The 17721-nt window shown below is 65.9% G+C and carries 19 protein-coding genes; 10 read left to right on the top strand and 9 right to left on the bottom strand.

Features of this window, described 5'->3' with window-relative positions; all coding sequences use genetic code 11:
• Positions 1-5: 5 nt before the first annotated feature.
• The 7 genes from NQ152_RS12155 to NQ152_RS12125 all read left to right on the top strand — a co-directional run bounded on the left by NQ152_RS12155 (position 6) and on the right by NQ152_RS12125 (position 5855).
• Positions 6-872 carry an amino acid ABC transporter permease gene (locus NQ152_RS12155; RefSeq protein WP_257503188.1) on the top strand — a complete coding sequence of 289 codons (867 nt, stop codon included), beginning with the start codon at positions 6-8 and terminating at the stop codon, positions 870-872.
• A complete protein-coding gene (locus NQ152_RS12150; protein ID WP_306815922.1) occupies positions 869-1669 on the top strand; it encodes an amino acid ABC transporter ATP-binding protein in 801 nt (266 codons plus the stop codon). Before NQ152_RS12155 ends, NQ152_RS12150 begins: the two co-directional genes overlap by 4 nt.
• A gap of 150 nt (positions 1670-1819) precedes the next feature.
• Positions 1820-2560: an alpha/beta fold hydrolase gene (locus NQ152_RS12145; protein WP_257524160.1), complete on the top strand. Its 741-nt coding sequence runs from the start codon at positions 1820-1822 to the stop codon at positions 2558-2560.
• A gap of 39 nt (positions 2561-2599) precedes the next feature.
• On the top strand, positions 2600-3193 hold the full coding sequence (locus NQ152_RS12140; protein WP_257524159.1) for an NADPH-dependent F420 reductase: 594 nt from the start codon (positions 2600-2602) through the stop codon (positions 3191-3193).
• A gap of 59 nt (positions 3194-3252) precedes the next feature.
• Complete coding sequence (locus tag NQ152_RS12135; protein ID WP_257524158.1) at positions 3253-4161, top strand: alpha/beta fold hydrolase; 909 nt, start codon at positions 3253-3255, stop codon at positions 4159-4161.
• Between the two features lie 105 nt (positions 4162-4266).
• Positions 4267-5214 carry a LysR family transcriptional regulator gene (locus NQ152_RS12130; RefSeq protein ID WP_257524157.1) on the top strand — a complete coding sequence of 316 codons (948 nt, stop codon included), beginning with the start codon at positions 4267-4269 and terminating at the stop codon, positions 5212-5214.
• Between the two features lie 146 nt (positions 5215-5360).
• Positions 5361-5855, top strand: a complete 495-nt coding sequence (locus NQ152_RS12125; protein WP_257524156.1) for a hypothetical protein — start codon at positions 5361-5363, stop codon at positions 5853-5855.
• A 120-nt stretch (positions 5856-5975) separates the two neighbouring features.
• Here the strand turns inward: NQ152_RS12125 and NQ152_RS12120 are convergent, their stop codons facing one another.
• Positions 5976-6863 carry an aminoglycoside phosphotransferase family protein gene (locus tag NQ152_RS12120; protein ID WP_257524155.1) on the bottom strand — a complete coding sequence of 296 codons (888 nt, stop codon included), beginning with the start codon at positions 6861-6863 and terminating at the stop codon, positions 5976-5978.
• A 91-nt stretch (positions 6864-6954) separates the two neighbouring features.
• On the opposite strand from NQ152_RS12120, the gene NQ152_RS12115 reads away from it, so the two are divergent.
• Positions 6955-7401, top strand: a complete 447-nt coding sequence (locus tag NQ152_RS12115; RefSeq protein WP_257503178.1) for an MmcQ/YjbR family DNA-binding protein — start codon at positions 6955-6957, stop codon at positions 7399-7401.
• Here NQ152_RS12115 and NQ152_RS12110 read toward each other — a convergent pair.
• From NQ152_RS12110 to NQ152_RS12100, 3 genes are all read right to left on the bottom strand, one after another.
• Complete coding sequence (locus tag NQ152_RS12110) at positions 7343-8053, bottom strand: DUF1345 domain-containing protein (RefSeq protein WP_257524154.1); 711 nt, start codon at positions 8051-8053, stop codon at positions 7343-7345. The genes NQ152_RS12115 and NQ152_RS12110 overlap by 59 nt on opposite strands.
• A 203-nt stretch (positions 8054-8256) precedes the next feature.
• Positions 8257-8556 carry a hypothetical protein gene (locus NQ152_RS12105; protein WP_257524153.1) on the bottom strand — a complete coding sequence of 100 codons (300 nt, stop codon included), beginning with the start codon at positions 8554-8556 and terminating at the stop codon, positions 8257-8259.
• Positions 8557-8703: 147 nt separating this feature from the next.
• Entirely contained in the window at positions 8704-9546 is an 843-nt protein-coding gene (locus NQ152_RS12100) for an alpha/beta fold hydrolase (RefSeq protein WP_257504100.1), read from the bottom strand.
• Positions 9547-9930: 384 nt separating this feature from the next.
• Here NQ152_RS12100 and NQ152_RS12095 point away from each other — a divergent pair, with 384 nt between their 5' ends.
• On the top strand, positions 9931-10308 hold the full coding sequence (locus NQ152_RS12095) for a MerR family transcriptional regulator (RefSeq protein WP_257504099.1): 378 nt from the start codon (positions 9931-9933) through the stop codon (positions 10306-10308).
• Positions 10309-10327: 19 nt separating this feature from the next.
• On the opposite strand, the gene NQ152_RS12090 is transcribed toward NQ152_RS12095, so the two are convergent.
• The 3 genes from NQ152_RS12090 to NQ152_RS12080 all read right to left on the bottom strand — a co-directional run bounded on the left by NQ152_RS12090 (position 10328) and on the right by NQ152_RS12080 (position 13006).
• Positions 10328-10594, bottom strand: coding sequence for a response regulator transcription factor (locus tag NQ152_RS12090; protein WP_257524152.1), 267 nt, complete (start codon positions 10592-10594; stop codon positions 10328-10330).
• Positions 10595-10801: 207 nt separating this feature from the next.
• On the bottom strand, positions 10802-12526 hold the full coding sequence (gene poxB / locus NQ152_RS12085) for a ubiquinone-dependent pyruvate dehydrogenase (RefSeq protein WP_257524151.1): 1725 nt from the start codon (positions 12524-12526) through the stop codon (positions 10802-10804).
• Between the two features lie 105 nt (positions 12527-12631).
• Positions 12632-13006, bottom strand: a complete 375-nt coding sequence (locus NQ152_RS12080) for an SDR family NAD(P)-dependent oxidoreductase (RefSeq protein WP_257524150.1) — start codon at positions 13004-13006, stop codon at positions 12632-12634.
• 635 nt (positions 13007-13641) lie between these two features.
• Here NQ152_RS12080 and NQ152_RS12075 point away from each other — a divergent pair.
• Positions 13642-14712, top strand: coding sequence for a lysophospholipase (locus tag NQ152_RS12075; RefSeq protein WP_257524149.1), 1071 nt, complete (start codon positions 13642-13644; stop codon positions 14710-14712).
• A gap of 671 nt (positions 14713-15383) precedes the next feature.
• Here NQ152_RS12075 and NQ152_RS12070 read toward each other — a convergent pair.
• Positions 15384-15629, bottom strand: a complete 246-nt coding sequence (locus NQ152_RS12070) for a hypothetical protein (protein ID WP_257524148.1) — start codon at positions 15627-15629, stop codon at positions 15384-15386.
• A 1110-nt stretch (positions 15630-16739) separates the two neighbouring features.
• Complete coding sequence (locus NQ152_RS12065) at positions 16740-16985, bottom strand: hypothetical protein (protein ID WP_257524148.1); 246 nt, start codon at positions 16983-16985, stop codon at positions 16740-16742.
• Between the last annotated feature and the right edge of the window lie 736 nt (positions 16986-17721).

The following is a 17721-nucleotide window of genomic DNA, read 5'->3' as shown; positions in this document are numbered from 1 at the left end:
CGACCGTGACTCAGCAGGCACCCCCCGCGCCGGCGATGACCCCGGAGCCGTCGCCGACCGCGGCGCCGACGGTCATCGCTCGGAAGCATCCCGGCCGCTGGATCGCGGTCGTCCTCATCCTCGTCGCCGCGGTGGAGATCATCCGCTGGGCCGCGACGAACCCCGGCTTCGAGTGGCCGGTATTCCGCGACTACCTCTTCGACGGCGCCGTCCTGCGCGGCGTCTGGAACACCATCCTGCTCACGGTGCTGGCCGAAGTGATCTCGCTGTCCCTGGGAACGCTGCTGGCTGTGATGAGGATGAGCCACAACCGCATCATCTCGGGCGCCGCGTTCGTGTACACCTGGTTCTTCCGGGGCGTGCCACTGCCGGTGCTGCTCATCTTCATCTTCTTCTCCGCCTCGGTGCTGCCGAGTCTGGGCTGGGGTGATTACAGCATCGACATGAACGACGTGTTCGCTTCGCCGCTGCTTGCCGCCGTCATCGCCTTCGGGCTCAACGACGCCGCCTACACGAGCGAGATCGTGCGCTCGGGGCTTCTGTCGGTCCCACCGGGACAGCGCGAGGCCGCCTATGCGATCGGCATGAGCCCGGCGAGGGCGATGCGACGCATCGTGCTGCCGCAGGCCCTGCGCATCATCATCCCCCCGGTCGGCAACGCCGTCATCTCGATGCTCAAGCTCACGTCGATCGCAATGGTGATCGGATTCAGCGAGCTGATGAACACGGTGCGCGGTATCTACTCGAGCGAGTTCAACACCATCCCCATGCTCGTCGTGGCGACGTTCTGGTACCTCGTCCTCACCACGGTGCTGTCCATCGGCCAGTACTTCGTCGAGCGTCATTTCGGAAAGGGCCACGAACGTCGATGAACACCGAATCCGACGACAGCCGCTTCGCTCCGCCCGCCGACGTCATGGTCCGCGCGGTGGAGATCCACAAGTCCTTCGGCCGGGTCGATGTGCTCAAGGGCGCCTCACTGGACGTGAAACGCGGTGAGGTCGCGTGCATCATCGGCCCGTCCGGATCCGGCAAGTCCACTCTCCTGAGATGCATGAACCACCTCGAGTCGTTCCAGCGCGGCGACATGTGGGTCGCCGGCCGAGAGATCGGATACACCCGCCGCGGCGACAAGCTCTTCGAGCAGCACCCACGGCAGATCGCCGCTGCTCGCCGCAACGTGGGCATGGTCTTCCAGCACTTCAATCTGTTCGGTCACATGACGGCGCTCCAGAACGTCGCAGAGGGGCCCATCCAGGTGCTAGGCGTCTCCAAGAAGAAGGCCACCGAACAGGCTGCGGAACTGCTGGACCGTGTCGGTCTGGCATCACGCAAGGACCATTACCCCCGCGGCCTCTCAGGCGGCCAGCAGCAGCGCGTCGCCATCGCCCGCGCGCTCGCCATGCAGCCCGAGGTGGTTCTGTTCGACGAGCCCACGTCGGCGCTCGACCCGGAACTGGTGGGCGAGGTCCTCGACGTCATGAAAGACCTGGCAACCGGCGGGATGACCATGGTCGTCGTCACGCACGAGATGGGCTTCGCCCGAGAGGTGGGCAGTTCGCTGCACTTCATGAGTGACGGTCGCCTCGTCGAGTCCGGTGTGCCCGCCGAGGTGCTCTCCAATCCGCAGCACGAGCGCACCCAGGCCTTCTTGTCGAAGGTGCTCTGAGAAGGGCGCGGCTGGCATACGTCGTTCCAGGCGGGGAGCTGCCGCGAAGCCGAAGGCCGGTGTCGCTGACGATATGCGCACCTGACATGACGCGATAGCAAACGCGCATTCGGCCCCGAAGTGGGACCGGTCGGCGGCGAGGATCGCACCATGATCTCACTTGACAAGCCCACTGTCGTCCTCGTCCACGGAGCCTGGGCCGATGGCTCGAGTTTCTCCGCGGTCACCGCCCATCTGCAGCACCACGGCCTCACCGTGCTCCACGCACCCAACCCCCTCCGCGGTGTTCCGAACGATACAAAGGCGGTTGCGGACTTCGTCGCGCAGGCGACGACCGGCCCGGTCGTTTTGGTCGGCCATTCCTACGGCGGCGTGGTGATCACCGGTGCCGCAACTTCCCTGCCGCGCGTGAGCGCCCTTGTCTATGTCGACGCATTCGCGCCAGCCGACGGCGAAAGCGCCAGCAGCCTGACGAATGAGCTGCCGGGGTCACTGCTGAACGTCGCCGATCCGACGACCGTCTTCGACTTCGTTCTCCCCTCGCCCGACGCAGCTCAGGGCGAGTACGACAGCTACATCAAGCGCGACAAGTTCCACGCGATGTTCGCAGCCGGCATCCCTGCCCGCGAGGCGGCGGTGTTGGCCGCCAGCCAGAGCCCGGCGGCGCTGGCCGCCCTCGCCACCCCTTTCTCCGGTGAGCCCGCATGGCGGACCCTTCCGAGCTACTTCTTCATCGGCACCGAGGATCGCGTGCTTCCCTCCGCCCAGCAGACGGCGATGGCCGCGCGCTCGGGTGGAGTCGTCACCGAGGAGAAGGCGCCGCATCTCGCGATGGTGACGCACTCGCGGCACGTCGCGAAGGTGATCATCGACGCCGCCGCGGCGATCTGAACCTGGCCTCGCGCAGGGCACCCAGGAGATGTCACGTCCATGAGGCTGGGAATCATCGGTGCGGGGAATCTGGCGCAAGCGATCGCCTCGCGGGTCATCGCGGCCGGTCACAGCGTCGTGCTGAGCAATAGTCGGGGACCGGAGAGCATGCGCGCCATCATCCATCGGCTCGGGCACGGCGCCGTGGCGGGCACGGCTTTGGACGCTGCTGAGCACGACACCGTGATCCTTGCCGTTCCCGGAGAGGACGTGTCGCGGGCGTTGGCTGGCGTCGGTGACTGGGGCGGGCGGACGCTGGTCGATTCGACCAATCATCTGCGGGTGCCTCCCCTGCTTCCAGGGGTCCTGTCCACCAGTGAGAGCATCGCCGAGCTCGCCCCCGCCGCCCATGTCGTGAAGGCGCTGAACACGCTTCCGGCGGCTGTGCTGGCCTCGGATCCTTCCCCCGCTCCTCAACTGCGAAGGGTGCTCTTCGTGTGCGGCGACGACGTGCCGTCCAAGGAAGCGTTCCGCGCATTTCTGGAGGACCTTCGCTACGCCACCGTGGACCTGGGTGGGCTTGCAGAGGGATCCAGGCTCCAGCAGGTGCCAGGCGGCACGCTGGCGGCCCTTAACCTCCTGCGGATCATGTGAAGAATCCGCCAGGAGTCCGAAGCGGGGCAGCGTCCCCGCCCGATCACAAAGGAACACAGATGAATACTGACGAATACGGCCAGCGGCGCTCGCGAACCCGACGCCGGAAGCCGTTGATGATCATTGCGGCCCTCGCAACCACCGCCGCGCTCGCACTCACCGCACCAGCGATCGCGTCGGCTTCCTCCGCCGACCACGCGCCCACCGCGGTTGCGGCCGGGAAGCCCGCGGCGAAACCCACCATCGTGCTGGTGCACGGCGCCTGGGCCGGAGCATCCAGCTTCGACCCGGTGACCACGCTTCTGCAGGCGCAGGGGTACACCGTCGTCAACGCGCCCAACCCGCTGCGCGGTGTGGAGGACGACATTTCGAGCGTCGTGTCCTACGTGTCGACGGTGCACCCTGAACCGGTGATCCTGGTCGGACATTCCTACGGTGGCGTCGTCATCACCGGCGCAGCCGGCAGGCTGCCGAACGTCAAGGCACTGGTCTACATCGATGCCTACGCGCCAGACGATGGGGAGAGCGCGCTCGCGCTCACGATCCAGAACCCAGGGTCTGCCATCAACCCGGCGGCTGACTTCGACGCCGTGGACTACCCCCACGCGCCGATGGTGGAGGACCCCCCGCACCCAGATCACGACGCTTATATCAAGGCCGACCGCTTCAAGGCGCTGTTCGCCGCGAGCCTTCCCACTGTGGTCACGAGGGTGCTCGCAGCCGATCAGTCGCCCATCGCGCTGAGCGCCCTCGGCACACCGTTCCCCGGTGTTCCGGGGTGGAAGAGCATCCCCAGCTGGTACTTCGTCGGCACCGACGATCAGGTCATTCCGCCGGCGACGCAGCGATTCATGGCGCAGCGGGCGGGGAGCAAGATCGTCGAGGGCAAGTCCCCTCATCTCGCGATGTACGGAGCGCCTCTCAAGGTGTCGCAGCTCATCGTCAGCGCCGCCAAGGCCGTCGGGTGATGCTCTGGGGGAACCGGCCGCACCGCGGGCGGTTCCCCCAGCGCGTCGACCGGATTAGGGTGTGGGCCATCCGAATGCAGTACCGACATCAAGGATGAAGCGCGCATGGACCTACGCGGTTTGGAAGCAGTGATCGCGGTAGAGGAGCATGGTTCGTTCTCTGCGGCGGCCCAGGCGCTGTTCATCTCCCAACCGGCTCTGACCCGCCGGGTCGCACTGCTGGAGAGAGAGCTGGACGCGCGCTTATTCCTCCGCACCCAACGCGGCGTCTTGCTGACCGACGCTGGACGCGCCCTGATCGGACCGGCGCGACGTGCACTGCGCGAAACGAGTTCGATTCGCGATGCGCTGACGTCAGTCCGCGACGGTCTGCACGGTTCGCTGTCGATCGTGGGGACCGCAAGCCTCAGCCGCGGAATTCTCGGCTTCCTCATCTCGCAATTCCACGAGATCCTCCCCGACGTGGAGATCCGCGTGGTGCCCTCGGACAGTTCCTCAGCCGCGACCGCCGCTGTCGAGTCCGGGGAAAACGACATCGCGGTCGTGGAGCTCCCCCTGCACTCAACGCTGAAGGTCGTTCCCGTACTCGATGAGGAGTTCTACGCAGTATTCGCCGGTGGTGGCATCACCGGGACGGTGGACACTTCGATCCCGCTCGCGACCAAACCGATGCTCGACGGCCGCACGATGCTTCACCGGCCGCTCAGGGAATACCCGAAGCAACGCGGAAACGAACTCTGGATGCAGGTGGGGGCGAACCCCTCCGGCCACCTGGATATCGCCGAGTGCGACCTGCAGCTGGCGGTGAGCCGGTTCGGCAGAGCAGTCGCAGTCGTTCCCCGCACTCTCGCCCTGGAAGCGCGGGCGACTGGACTCGACGTCGCAGCACCGCCACAGCCCATCCGGCGGACGGTCGGCTTGGCCTCCCTCCGATCGAACACATCCCCGCCGGTCACCGCGCTCCTCGACCTGGCCCGGCGCATTCGCCCGAACGCATCCGACCCCATCGCGCTGACTTCGCGGCCGACTCGCCGGCAGCGTTCGGTCTCCTGAGTGACGAGTACCCCACAGCGACGAAAACTGCTCCTCACGGCGAACATGACGTAGGGTCATGGATGTCTGCGGTTCGGTCCGCAGACATGGTGAGCCGGGAAGTCTGGTCGGCACGTTCGTTCGTGACGCCGACCAGAGGAAATGCCATGACTGCAGAGATCATCGTTCGAGGCGACCAGCTTCCTGTCCTCGTTCCGCTGGCCGTCGCCCAAGCCGCTGGATCGGTGTTACCGACGGCGATGGTGTGGAGCGTTGACCTCGCCGCCGAATCATCACGCCGTTCCGCGCAGAAGCGGCTCCGCCGGATATGCGCTGAGCTCGGCGATTACGCCGCCGCCCAACCACGCCTGAATCACCTGTTCGTCGTCTACACGCACGGGGGCGCGCTGCGTGAGGGGACCTGCTTGTCCACGGCTGGTCAGGCCGCCACGCGACTGCATGCGACCATTGAGCGAAGCCGCGGCCGATCCCTGGATGTCATCGCTTTGGACGTCACCGGCTGGGAAGACGGCGAGTTGCTCCGCGATCGGATCATCGAAGCCGCTGAAACTCCGGCCGGCACCGCAGCCGAGATCGCGCTCGGGTGGCACGACATCACGCAGGACTCGATCCGGGTGGCGGCCGCCAAGCAGTACTACTGAGCGCACGTTCGGCGCGACGGCATTCGAAGCGGGTGGCGTAGGCGGACACCAGCGCAGGGCGCAACCTTCGCGATAGCGACCTCCCTTCGCCCCGCGGCATCCGTCAGTGATCGACGATTCTCATCTGCTTCTCAGCAGCTGGTCCAGCACGTGGTCGGCCAGGGCGCGCTGCTGCGCCGGGATGTTGGTGAGCATGATCAGCGCCTTCCACAACGCCCAGCCCTGCCCGCGCGTCCAGGTCGCGTCGTCCACCGCCAGTTCCCGCCGGAACACGGCGCGCGCTTCACCGGTGAAGAAGGTCCACAGGATGACTGTGTCGCACGCCGGATCACCCACCGCCGCGCATCCGAAATCGATCACCGCGCCCAGGTGGCCGTCGCGCATGAGCAGGTTGTTGAGGGACACGTCGCCGTGCACCCAGCCCGGCTCGCCGGTGGATCGCGCGTCCAGGGCATCGCGCCAGAGCGCCTGCGCGTCCGCGCGTTGCGCACCCTGGAGGCGGGCGAACAGATCTCCCATCTCGTCGTCCCAGTGCTGAAGGGGACCACCGCGGAAGGCGCTGTGCTGCCCCGGCCTGGGTGCTCCCGTCGTGTCGGCGTGCCGGAGCGCGACCAGGAACTCGGCCAGCGCGGCGGCCAGTCCCACTGGATCGTCGATGCTCACGCGCGCGGCGGGCTCACCGGCCAGCCAGCTGTAGATCGACCAGGGAGCGGGAAAGTCCCGGCTCGGGCGGCCCGAGCCGTGCACGAGGGGGATCGGCAGCGGTACCGCCGGAGCAAGACGCGGCAGCCACTGCTGCTCCTTCTGCACCTGTGCCACATAGCCGGGTGCGCTGGGCAACCGCACCACCAGGTCCCCGCCGAGCCGGAACATGCGGTGGTCGTTGCCGCCGCGCTCGACGAACGTGAGCGAAAGCTGCGCCCACTGCGGGAACTGCTCGCGCACCAGCATCCTGACGAGCTTCTCGTCGATGCGGGCAGCGTCGACGGCCGAGGGCTCGGATGCCATCCGGTCACTGTACCGAAGCCACCCGGCGGCGGCGCGTGCCGACCCCCACCCGGCGGCACTGCTGTCGTGGGTGCGGCGTAGGGTCGGGTTCGTGGCGGACCTCGACGACCTGCGACGCATCGCATCCGCACTTCCCGGCTCCGAGGAGCGCGACACGACCGGGGGCACGGCATGGTTCGTGCGCGGCAAGCTCTACGCGTGGGAGTGCCACCCATGGCCCAGCATCCCGCCGGACATTCGTGCCGTGATCTCCGCCGAACTGGTGGTCGGAGTGAAAGTGGCCGATCGGCTGGACGCGCTCGCCCTGGTCGAGATGGCTCCCGAGGTGTTCCTGCGCACGACCACGACGTGGGGCGAGCCGAAGGTGGCGTTCCGAATGCGCGGCATCGACCCGGATCATCTCACCGAACTGGTGACCGAGGCCTGGCGGGTGCAGGCGCCGAAGTATCTCCGGGCGGAACGGGACGACACGGCACCGGTCAGCCGACCAGACCCCCCAGCAGAAGCGACACCACCATCGCCACGATCACCGAGTTGAACGTGAACGCGAACAGGACGTTCGTGCGCACCAGCGACCAGGCGGGGCGCGTGCGGATTGTCGCCGAGACGGTCGCCGCCATCGTGGAGACCAGCACCGCCAGCGTCAGATAATCACCGAACCGGGCGTGCCCGTCCACCGCGACGTCGACGTGCTGCACCTGGGGGTCACCCGCCTCCAGCCGCAGATACTGCAGCGCGAACGAGTACACCATCAGCGCCCACGAGGCGGCCACGCACAGCAGGCCCAGCGCGACGTACAGCAGGTCGCTGCGGTACGCGGGATTCTGGGCGATGATGACGGTCACGAGCACCGCGACGAGGGCGGCCGTCAGTGTCCAACTGGACGCGCCGCCGTAGCCCAGGAGCGTCGACCACCAGTGACGCCGGGACTCGCTCTCCCGCTGTGCACGGACGCCCAGTTCCCACGAGCTGTGCGCCGCGTACGCAGCATGGGTCCAGACGAGGTAGATCGCCGCGAACGACGGCCAGCTGAACAGATAGACGCTGATGCCCAGGGAGATCAGGTCCATGCGGGCCAGCTCACCGTTGATCGCGGCGATGGCCAGCGCGCCCCCCACGCCGATGAGCGCTGACAGCAGGGAGCTCCAGTTCGCTCGCGCCGTGTCGCTGAGGTGTCGGGTGCTGACCATTGAACTGAGTCTAGAGTCGCGGTCTGGCCCGGGTCCTAGACGGGTTTCATCTCGTAACCCACTCATGAGTGGGGTCAGGAAGACCGTCAGCTGATCCGCGTGGGTGCGGATGCCGATCTCCGGACGACTTTCCCGCGTTCTGCGAGCGCATCCTCCAGGAGTTCGCGAAGGGGCCAGGAACCGGAGACACCTGCGACTTCGTCTCATACCTCAAACGACGTCAGCGCACGCTGTTCACCCTGCAGAAGAACGGATTCAACCGCCATATAGACGACGACGACGACCACCCCCAGCACGTATGCAGCCGGGCCCGGCACCGCACCGAGCACCATATGGCGCGGCCTGGCGCGGCGGAAGCCGAACGCCGCAAGACCACGGATGCGGATCAGCACCGCAACGGCGAGAGCCACCAGACCCATCACTCCCGATGCGAGCAGGCCGACGACTCCAGCGACGGCGGGATCCGCGACCGTGGGCAGCAACCAGACAACCAGGAGGATCATGAGGCCGTAGACCGCACCCCCCCTGACAGGATCTCCTGGCCTACCCGGCGCAGTGGGCGCTGCGAGGCTCGTTGAAGACGCCCTACTCCGCGCATTCACGACACGTCCGTCCTCTCGAGCGCCGCGGTCACTTCTCGAGCGCCGGGGTCACTTCGCGAGGAAGGCGGTCAGCGCGCTGTTGACTTCGTCCGCGTGCGTCCACAGCAGTCCGTGCGGAGCCCCCTCGATCTCCACATAGTCGGCAGCCGGCACTGCCAGGCGGAAGCGGCGGGCAGTCGCGTCGATCGGGAGGATGCCGTCCTTCGTGCCGTGCAGGATGAGCGTGGGCTTACCCGCCGCACGCACGGCCTCGACGTCGCCGCGGAAGTCCTCGATCCACGACGAGACGACCGCGTGGGCGGCAACCGGCGCGCTGCCGGCGGCGACGTTCCAGCTCGCGGTCACGGCCTGCTCGCTGATGAGTGAGCCGAGGTTTTCGTCGAGGTTGTAGAAGTTGTCGAAGAAGTCGCTGAACCAGGCGAAGCGGTCAGCCTGGGCAGCGGCCTCGATGCCGTCGAAGACCTCCTGAGGCACACCCTCGGGGTTGTCGTCGCGCTGGACGAGGAAGGGTTGCAGCGAGGCGAGGAAGGCGAGCTTGGCGACGCGCTCGTGTCCATAGCGGCCGACGTAGCGGGCGAGCTCCCCGGTGCCCATCGAGAATCCGACCAGCACGACGTCGCGCAGGTCGAGCGTCTCGAGCACGGTGTTGAGGTCAGCCGCAAAAGTGTCGTAATCGTAGCCGGTGGTCACCTTGGACGACCCGCCGAAGCCGCGGCGGTCGTACGTGATGACACGGTAGCCCTGGGCGAGCAGTCGGCGGGCCTGACGTTCCCAGCTGTGCCCGTTGAGCGGATAGCCGTGGATCAGGACGACTGGTCGGCCTGCTCCCTGGTCTTCGTAGTACAACTCGATGGGGGCGCTGTTCTCGCTTCCGACGGTGATGTAGCCCATGATGCGGGTCCTTTCGATTCCGGGGCGGCGGCGGGGCAGCCGACACGAGTCAGCAGACACTGTGTTGCCGGAACCGGGTCAAGCGCTCCCGGCCTCTCGACGCCGTATCGGCTCGTCAGACATGCCAGGCCGGCACCACGCGCCACGCCTGCGAGGCCTGGCCTGCCGCTGCCACCCTCGGGTTCGCCGACTACCTGATCAAGCTCGCGTTGCCCCCGGCGGAGACGCGGTGCACCCTGTGATCGAGGACGCGGAAGCGGTGTGGCGTTCCGCATACTCACCGCATCGCTTGACCCTGTGCCCGGCACAGGGCGTTGAATGAGGTCCGATTCTCACGCGCGGACGCACCGCAGACATGTCCGCCGAATGAAAAGGGACCGCCTCATGGGATGGAGCACACGGGAGGTCGCGGATCTCGCCGGCACCACCGTCAACGCCGTGCGCCATTACCACCGCGTCGGGATCCTCGACGTGCCAGACCGGATGTCGAACGGTTACAAGCAGTATCAGGTGGGCCACCTTGTGCGGCTGCTGCAGATTCGGCGCCTCCGGGCGCTCGGAGTACCGCTCGAACAGATCGCGCATGTCGGCGGACGCGGTGACGCATCGCCAGAGGCGCTCGCGGAGATCGTCGCCGACCTGTCCCTGAGCATCGAACGGCTGCAGCGTGCCCGAGCGGAGATCGCGGCGATCCTTCAAAGATCGTCCGCGACCGACGTCCCGAGCCGATCGCAGGGTCGACACGTGCACACTGACAGATGAATCGCTCCGAACCTGGGGTTCAGGGGAGCCGCATCTCCCTGAGTTGGCGCCGAGAGGTGACGCCGAGCTTGCGGAAGATGTTGCGCAGGTCAGCCTCGATCGTCCGAGGACTCAGGAAGAGCTGCACACCGACCTCCCGGGATGTCGCGCCCGTCGCGACCAGTCGAGCGATCTGCAATTCGTGGTCAGTGAGCGCGGTCGCCGGCGAAGCGGTGCGCGTTCGCCGATACTCGCCTGTCGCGCGCAACTCCCGGGCGGCGCGTTCGGCGAACGCCTCGGCGCCCATAGTCGACGGCAACTCGTGCGCGACCCGCAGCTGTCCCCGGGCATCTTGGCGCCGCCCTTCCCGGCGGAACCACTCCCCGTACGCGAGGTGCGGGCGGGCGCGATTGCCCGTCATCCCCGACGCCCGAATTCGAGCGATCGCCTCGAGGTACTGCTCTTCGGCAGTGGATCCTGAGGTCCTCGCTATGCCCCCAGACACTCCGCTTTCCTAGAGGAATTGGCGCCAGTTCGCGCGTGCGAGATCGAGGAGTTCGTCGCCTCGACCCGACATGACGGTGCGGATCGCGTACAGCGCGAAGCCCCTGACCTGCGCGGCTTCGATCGCCGGCGGCATGGACAGCTCCTGGCGTTCGGTGACGACATCCAGCAGTGCGGGTCCGTCGTGCTCCAGCACCTGGCGGACGGCGTCCGGCAGGTCCTTGCTGTTCTCGACGCGGCGGGCGAAGATGCCCATGGCCTCAGCGATCGCGGCGAAACTCGGGTTCGTGAGCTCGGTGCCGTAGGTCACGAACCCAGCGGCCTTCATCTCCAGCTCTACGAAGTTCAGCGACGAATTGTTCACCACGATGGTCTTGACCGGGAGGTGGTTCTGCGTAAGTGTCAGCAGCTCGCCCAGCATCATCGCCAGGCCGCCGTCGCCCGCGAGGGCGATCACTTGGCGGTCAGGATGTGACACCTGGGCACCGATGCCGTGCAACAGGGCGTTCGCCATGGATCCGTGCGTGAACGATCCAATCAGGCGCCGGTTCTCGGTCATCGAGAAGTAGCGGGCGGCCCACACCGTGGGAGAGCCGACGTCCGCGGTGAAGATCGCATCATCCGCCGCCTGCTCGTTCAACAGTCTGGCGAGGTACTGCGGGTGGATCGGCCGGCCCGCCTTGGTCGGGGTGGCGAGGTCATCGAGCTTCGCCCTCGTCTTGCGGTAGTGGGCGGTCGCGTCGTCGAGGTGTTCTCGGTCGCTCTTCTCAGCGAGCCGCGGCAGCAGGGCTTCGGCCGTCGCGCGGACGTCACCGACGAGTCCGAGATCGAGGGGATGCCGCTTCCCCAGCTGCGCGCCCCGGATGTCGACCTGGATCGTCGTCGCTTGCTCCGGGTAGAACTGCTCGTAGGGGAAGTCGCTACCCAGCACCAGAAGGGTGTCGGCCGACTCCATGGCCCGGTATCCGGATGCGAACCCGAGAAGACCCGTCATACCGACATCGAAGGGATTGTCGTATTCGATGAACTCCTTACCGCGCAGTGCGTGCACGATCGGCGCGCAGAGCCGGTCGGCCAGGGCGATGACCTCGTCGTGCGCTCCCTCAACGCCGGCACCGGCGAGGATCGTGATCTTCTTCGCGGCGTTCAGCAGTGTGGCCGCGCGCTCGAGCTCGCCGCCGCTCGGCACGATCACCGGACGAGTGCGCTCGATGACCACCGCGCGATCGTCCGCGACCTCCGACAGGGCGATGTCACCAGGGATGACCAGCACCGCGACTCCGCGCAGCTCGATCGCCGCACGCATCGCGATCTCGAGCAGGCGCGGCATCTGCTTCGGATCGGCGACGTACTCGACGTAGACGCTGCACTCGCGGAAAAGCTCCTGCGGGTGCGTCTCTTGGAAGTACCCGGTGCCGATCTCGCTCGTCGGGATATGAGCGGCGACGGCGAGCACCGGCACCCGCGAGCGGTTGGCGTCATAGAGACCATTGATCAGGTGCAGGTTCCCGGGCCCGCACGAGCCCGCCACCACGGCGAGGTCTCCTGTGAGCGCTGCATCCGCCGCGGCCGCGAAGGCCGCAGACTCCTCGTGCCTCACGTGCACCCAACGGACGCTGCCGTCCTTACGAAGTGCGTCGGTGAACCCGTTTAGGGAGTCACCCGGAAGACCGTAGACGTGGTCGATACCGTTGGCGCGGAGAGTCTTGACGATGTTCGTTGCGACAGTGGCCATGGGCAGTTGATCCTCTGGGTGAGTGTGGTGCAGCTGTACGAACCGAGCAAAAACCGTGTGCCAGCCACCAGGTCAAGCGCAAGCGTGCGTTTGGATCCCAGGACATCAGTCGGGCGAGCGATACTGAACCGAGCCCGTCGACATCAAACTCTCCGGAAGGATCGCGCTGCCGCCACAATCGCTTAGCTTGTGCGTACTCGACGGCAGTTCAAGATTGCAGCTGCGGATCCCGGGCAGGGGTGGCCATCGTGACTCCGTCTGGACCAATTTCTTGACCTTGATGCCAGCCACGGCCGTATCGATCGCGGTCGCGCGCGTCAGCCCGACCATGCCGGCCTTCGCCGCGTGGTACGCAACGTCGCCGCCGTATGCGTCGACAGGTCCTGACACCGATGACACGTTCACGATTCGCCCGCAGCCCGCAGCCCGCAGCCCGCAGCCCTGTGAACGCTGTCGCGCCGGGGTGGACCGCCACGGCATCCGCATCCGAACACGAACGTGTCATGGGCGCGGCCACTCCGGTCGGCCGATCCGGCTCCCCAGACGAGGTCTTCACCGCGAAGTGAAGTGTGCCCGGCATGTCTGCCTCTTCCTGAAACTGTTCGTGTGCCGCGGGATCCGCAGATGAGGCGCCCAGGTGCAGTGTCGACGCACGGGCGCGGCGCCCGCTTGAGTCAATCGACTCCATCTACGCGCGGCGGCCACGGCACTGCTCCGATGACTGGCCATGACGGGCGTCCCTGGGAGGTGCGCTGTGCCGCCAAGCAAGGAAGGTTCCCTCAGCATCCCCGTACATCCAGGCGGCCAGCGGGACCGGTCCATGAGGTTGGTTCCGGTTTCGGTCGAGTGAGAGGGAGAACCTCGCAGACGATCGCGCTCCGTGGTGTCTGCGGACCAGGGTCATTTCCCTCGCCCCGCACGGTCGCCCAGTATGGTGGTTCGCGGAAGCAGGATTTCAGCTTCCCTGTCGCGTCTTCCTGTGGGGTATGCCCTGCAGCGCTGTCGCCTTGGAGGTTGGATTGGGCAAACCCGAGCACGCAGCGCCGAGACATCGCCGGCGTCGCTGGCCCTGGATTGTCGGTGCTTCGGTCGCGATCGCCGCGCTCGCCTCCGCAGTGGTCATCCCCCTCCTCAGCGCGCAGGCGCTCTTGGTCCCGCACCACGACATGACGACGGCGGCAGGCGAGGTGATCTCGGTCACCGATGGCGAGGTCACCCTTTCCAAGACCGACGCCGGCCAGCGGGTTGGCACGTATGGGCTCGTGTGGGACACCGCGGCGGGCCCGCAGTCCGGGTCCGCGATCGTCGGTCCGGTTTCCGCCTCGACCGGCACCACGGTCACCCGGCCGATCTCGGGGATTGTCGGTGATCTGCCGGTAGGCACAACGGTGCTTCTCAACCCGAACGTGTGGAACACCGATCCCGCCGCGGCACTGGGCATCCCGTTTACGACCGTCGACATCGAAGGCGAGCTTGGTGTGATGCCCGCGTGGCAGGTCGACGGGACCGGATCGACCTGGGTGCTGTTCGTCCATGGGATCGACGGTCTCCGTCAGAGCGCGCTGCGGCCGCTGTCGACGATCGTGGATGCCGACCTGCCCGCGTTGATCATCAGCTACCGGAACGACGCGGGGTCACCGCCCAGCCCGAACGGGCTCTTCGCGCTCGGTGAGACGGAGTGGCGCGACCTGGAAGCCGCCGCGCAGTATGCGGTCGGGCAGGGAGCGAGGCAGTTCGTGCTGTACGGGGACTCGATGGGCGGCAGCATCGTGACTCAGTTCATGCACCAGTCCGAGTACGCGGACCAAGTCGTCGGCATGGTGCTCGACGCGCCCGTCCTCAACTGGTCCGGAGTGCTTCAGCACCAGGCCGACCGCCTCCACCTCGGGGCCTTCAGCGGCCTTGTGCAGCTTGCGGTGAGCCGGCGGGGCGGCATCGACCTCGGGGTGCTCAACGAACTGGACCAGACGGAGACCTTCGAACGGCTCCCGATCCTGCTCTTCCAAGGACTCGCAGATCCGCTCGTGCCGCCGAGCGAGAGCCAGCAGTTCGCGGACTCTCTCCCCGACGCGCAGTACGTCCCGGTGCCGGACGCGGGCCACATCCAAAGTTGGAATGTCGACCCGCAGTCTTACGAATCAAAACTGACCGCATTCCTCCAGAAGTTCACCCCCGCGGCAAAGTGAAGGCGCCCAACCGTTCCATAGGGCAGCCACCCCGCTGGGATATCACCTCACCGCGCGGCGCGACCGTGACCGAGCCGTGGCCGACTCCGGCAGCACGATCGATCCTGTTGAGCATGCGGCATTTCTACCGTTGATGACCGGGTCCAGTAGCCCTGGTTGAGTGAGCCCTGAGTCAACCCCCTCGGCTGATGCCAGCGATCGACGCCTCCCCTGGGCAAAGTGAAAGCCCCGCGATCCCTGTGTTTTCACGGGTTCGCGGGGCTTCGACGCTGGCGGTGACGGTGGGATTTGAACCCAAAGAGGTTGAATCCTGCTCGTTCCCGATCGGTCGGATACCGCGGAATCACGCCGTTCTGGGCCGGGTGGAAGCTTGGCCCGACTCGGTTCATTCGGCCCCGAGCGCCGTCGCTTGTGGGCAGGATGTGGGCACGCCCTATTAGCCGCCGGAGAGCAAGATCGAGTGCTCGCTGCGACGCCGCCGGCCTCGAGTTCTCCCAGTTCTACGCCCCCAGCATCGCCGGCGTCACCAACGGCCCGTGAGCGGAGGCGGAGGGATTTGAACGTCGTCAGTAGAGACCGTGTTCTCACAACAAGGTCAAGTCCCTACGGGATCCTTCAGCCAGAATGTGGCACCGACGGTTGAAGGGTCGTCCTGCGCGGTTTACCACTGGTCAGATCTGCGTTTCGGCTTCTTGTCGTTTGATTTCCCGGCGCAAGGGAACCTTCGCGATCAGCGCCGCGACGAAGAGGCCGAGCGCCACGTATTGCAGCGCCTCAACGCGGACGAAGAATCCGACGATGCTCGGGGGGAGAATTTTAAAGAGACCGAAGTCGAAGAAGTACAACCCGATGTAGGCAAAGAAGATGATTGCGGACAGCAGCATGGCGGCGCTTAGCGCCACGTCGAGGAGCTTCATGATCTCTCCCCGATCGCGTCCAGTCCCGGTCGGCTGCGGGTGAGTATCGCCACGACGGATCGGACGATCTCGCCCACCGGCCTCACGAGATCCTGAAGGTTGCCTAAGAGTTCCTTACGCGGGTTCACGGCTGGGTTCCTTTGCTGTGTAGGTCGTCACATCGAGAAGCTCTCGACTTCTGCCCCAGTAGAGGCCCTGTTCCCAGAACAATGTCAAGCCCCAGATGAACAACAACATCCTGGTGACCAGGTCAACCCCAAGAACTCAGTTCGAGCCTCGCGCTCTCCGCCAGTCGCGCTCTTTCTGCCTGCCGACGACGGGTCCGCACGGTTCGGCTCGGACGCGGGGGCGTCGATGACATCGCACTCGACCCGATCGAGCGGTCAACTGAGGCCCCCATGCGCGAGCTGACGTTGTGCTCCCGAGGCAGGCCGACAGACGATGGATAGCGTTCAGCCGTACAAGACTCGTCAAGGCAAGCGGTATCTAGTGTCCCCGTCACCCTCCAGTGGGCGAGATTCCCACCGTAGGTCGGAGCCAGTCCCGACCCGAGATCCGCGTCTTTCCGCGGTGGACGACCGTTCGAACCTCATCGAAACGGTCCGCAGGAGAGCGAAGCGTGAACAACCCAGGAACGAAATCTGTTCACAAATCTGTTCACAAACGCAGATCAGCGCTACTCGAAAGTAGCGCTGATCAGGTATTTTCGTGGCGGTGACGGTGGGATTTGAACCCAAAGAGGTTGAATCCTGCTCGTTCCCGATCGGTCGGATACCGCGGAATCACGCCGTTCTGGGCCGGGTGGAAGCTTGGCCCGACTCGGTTCATTCGGCCCCGAGCGCCGTCGCTTGTGGGCAGGATGTGGGCACGCCCTATTAGCCGCCGGAGAGCAAGATCGAGTGCTCGCTGCGACGCCGCCGGCCTCGAGTTCTCCCAGTTCTACGCCCCCAGCATCGCCGGCGTCACCAACGGCCCGTGAGCGGAGGCGGAGGGATTTGAACGTCGTCAGTAGAGACCGTGTTCTCACAACAAGGTCAAGTCCCTACGGGATCCTTCAGCCAGAATGTGGCACCGACGGTTGAAGGGTCGTCCTGCGCGGTTTACCACTGGTCAGATCTGCGTTTCGGCTTCTTGTCGTTTGATTTCCCGGCGCAAGGGAACCTTCGCGATCAGCGCCGCGACGAAGAGGCCGAGCGCCACGTATTGCAGCGCCTCAACGCGGACGAAGAATCCGACGATGCTCGGGGGGAGAATTTTAAAGAGACCGAAGTCGAAGAAGTACAACCCGATGTAGGCAAAGAAGATGATTGCGGACAGCAGCATGGCGGCGCTTAGCGCCACGTCGAGGAGCTTCATGATCTCTCCCCGATCGCGTCCAGTCCCGGTCGGCTGCGGGTGAGTATCGCCACGACGGATCGGACGATCTCGCCCACCGGCCTCACGAGATCCTGAAGGTTGCCTAAGAGTTCCTTACGCGGGTTCACGGCTGGGTTCCTTTGCTGTGTAGGTCGTCACATCGAGAAGCTCTCGACTTCTGCCCCAGTAGAGGCCCTGTTCCCAGAACAATGTCAAGCCCCAGATGAACAACAACATCCTGGTGACCAGGTCAACCCCAAGAACTCAGTTCGAGCCTCGCGCTCTCCGCCAGTCGCGCTCTTTCTGCCTGCCGACGACGGGTCCGCACGGTTCGGCTCGGACGCGGGGGCGTCGATGACATCGCACTCGACCCGATCGAGCGGTCAACTGAGGCCCCCATGCGCGAGCTGACGTTGTGCTCCCGAGGCAGGCCGACAGACGATGGATAGCGTTCAGCCGTACAAGACTCGTCAAGGCAAGCGGTATCTAGTGTCCCCGTCACCCTCCAGTGGGCGAGATTCCCACCGTAGGTCGGAGCCAGTCCCGACCCGAGATCCGCGTCTTTCCGCGGTGGACGACCGTTCGAACCTCATCGAAACGGTCCGCAGGAGAGCGAAGCGTGAACAACCCAGGAACGAAATCTGTTCACAAATCTGTTCACAAACGCAGATCAGCGCTACTCGAAAGTAGCGCTGATCAGGTATTTTCGTGGCGGTGACGGTGGGATTTGAACCCA

The organism is Microbacterium sp. zg.B48 (genome assembly GCF_024623505.1).
Taxonomy (GTDB): domain Bacteria; phylum Actinomycetota; class Actinomycetes; order Actinomycetales; family Microbacteriaceae; genus Microbacterium.
This window is presented reverse-complemented; position numbering and strand designations above follow the sequence as displayed.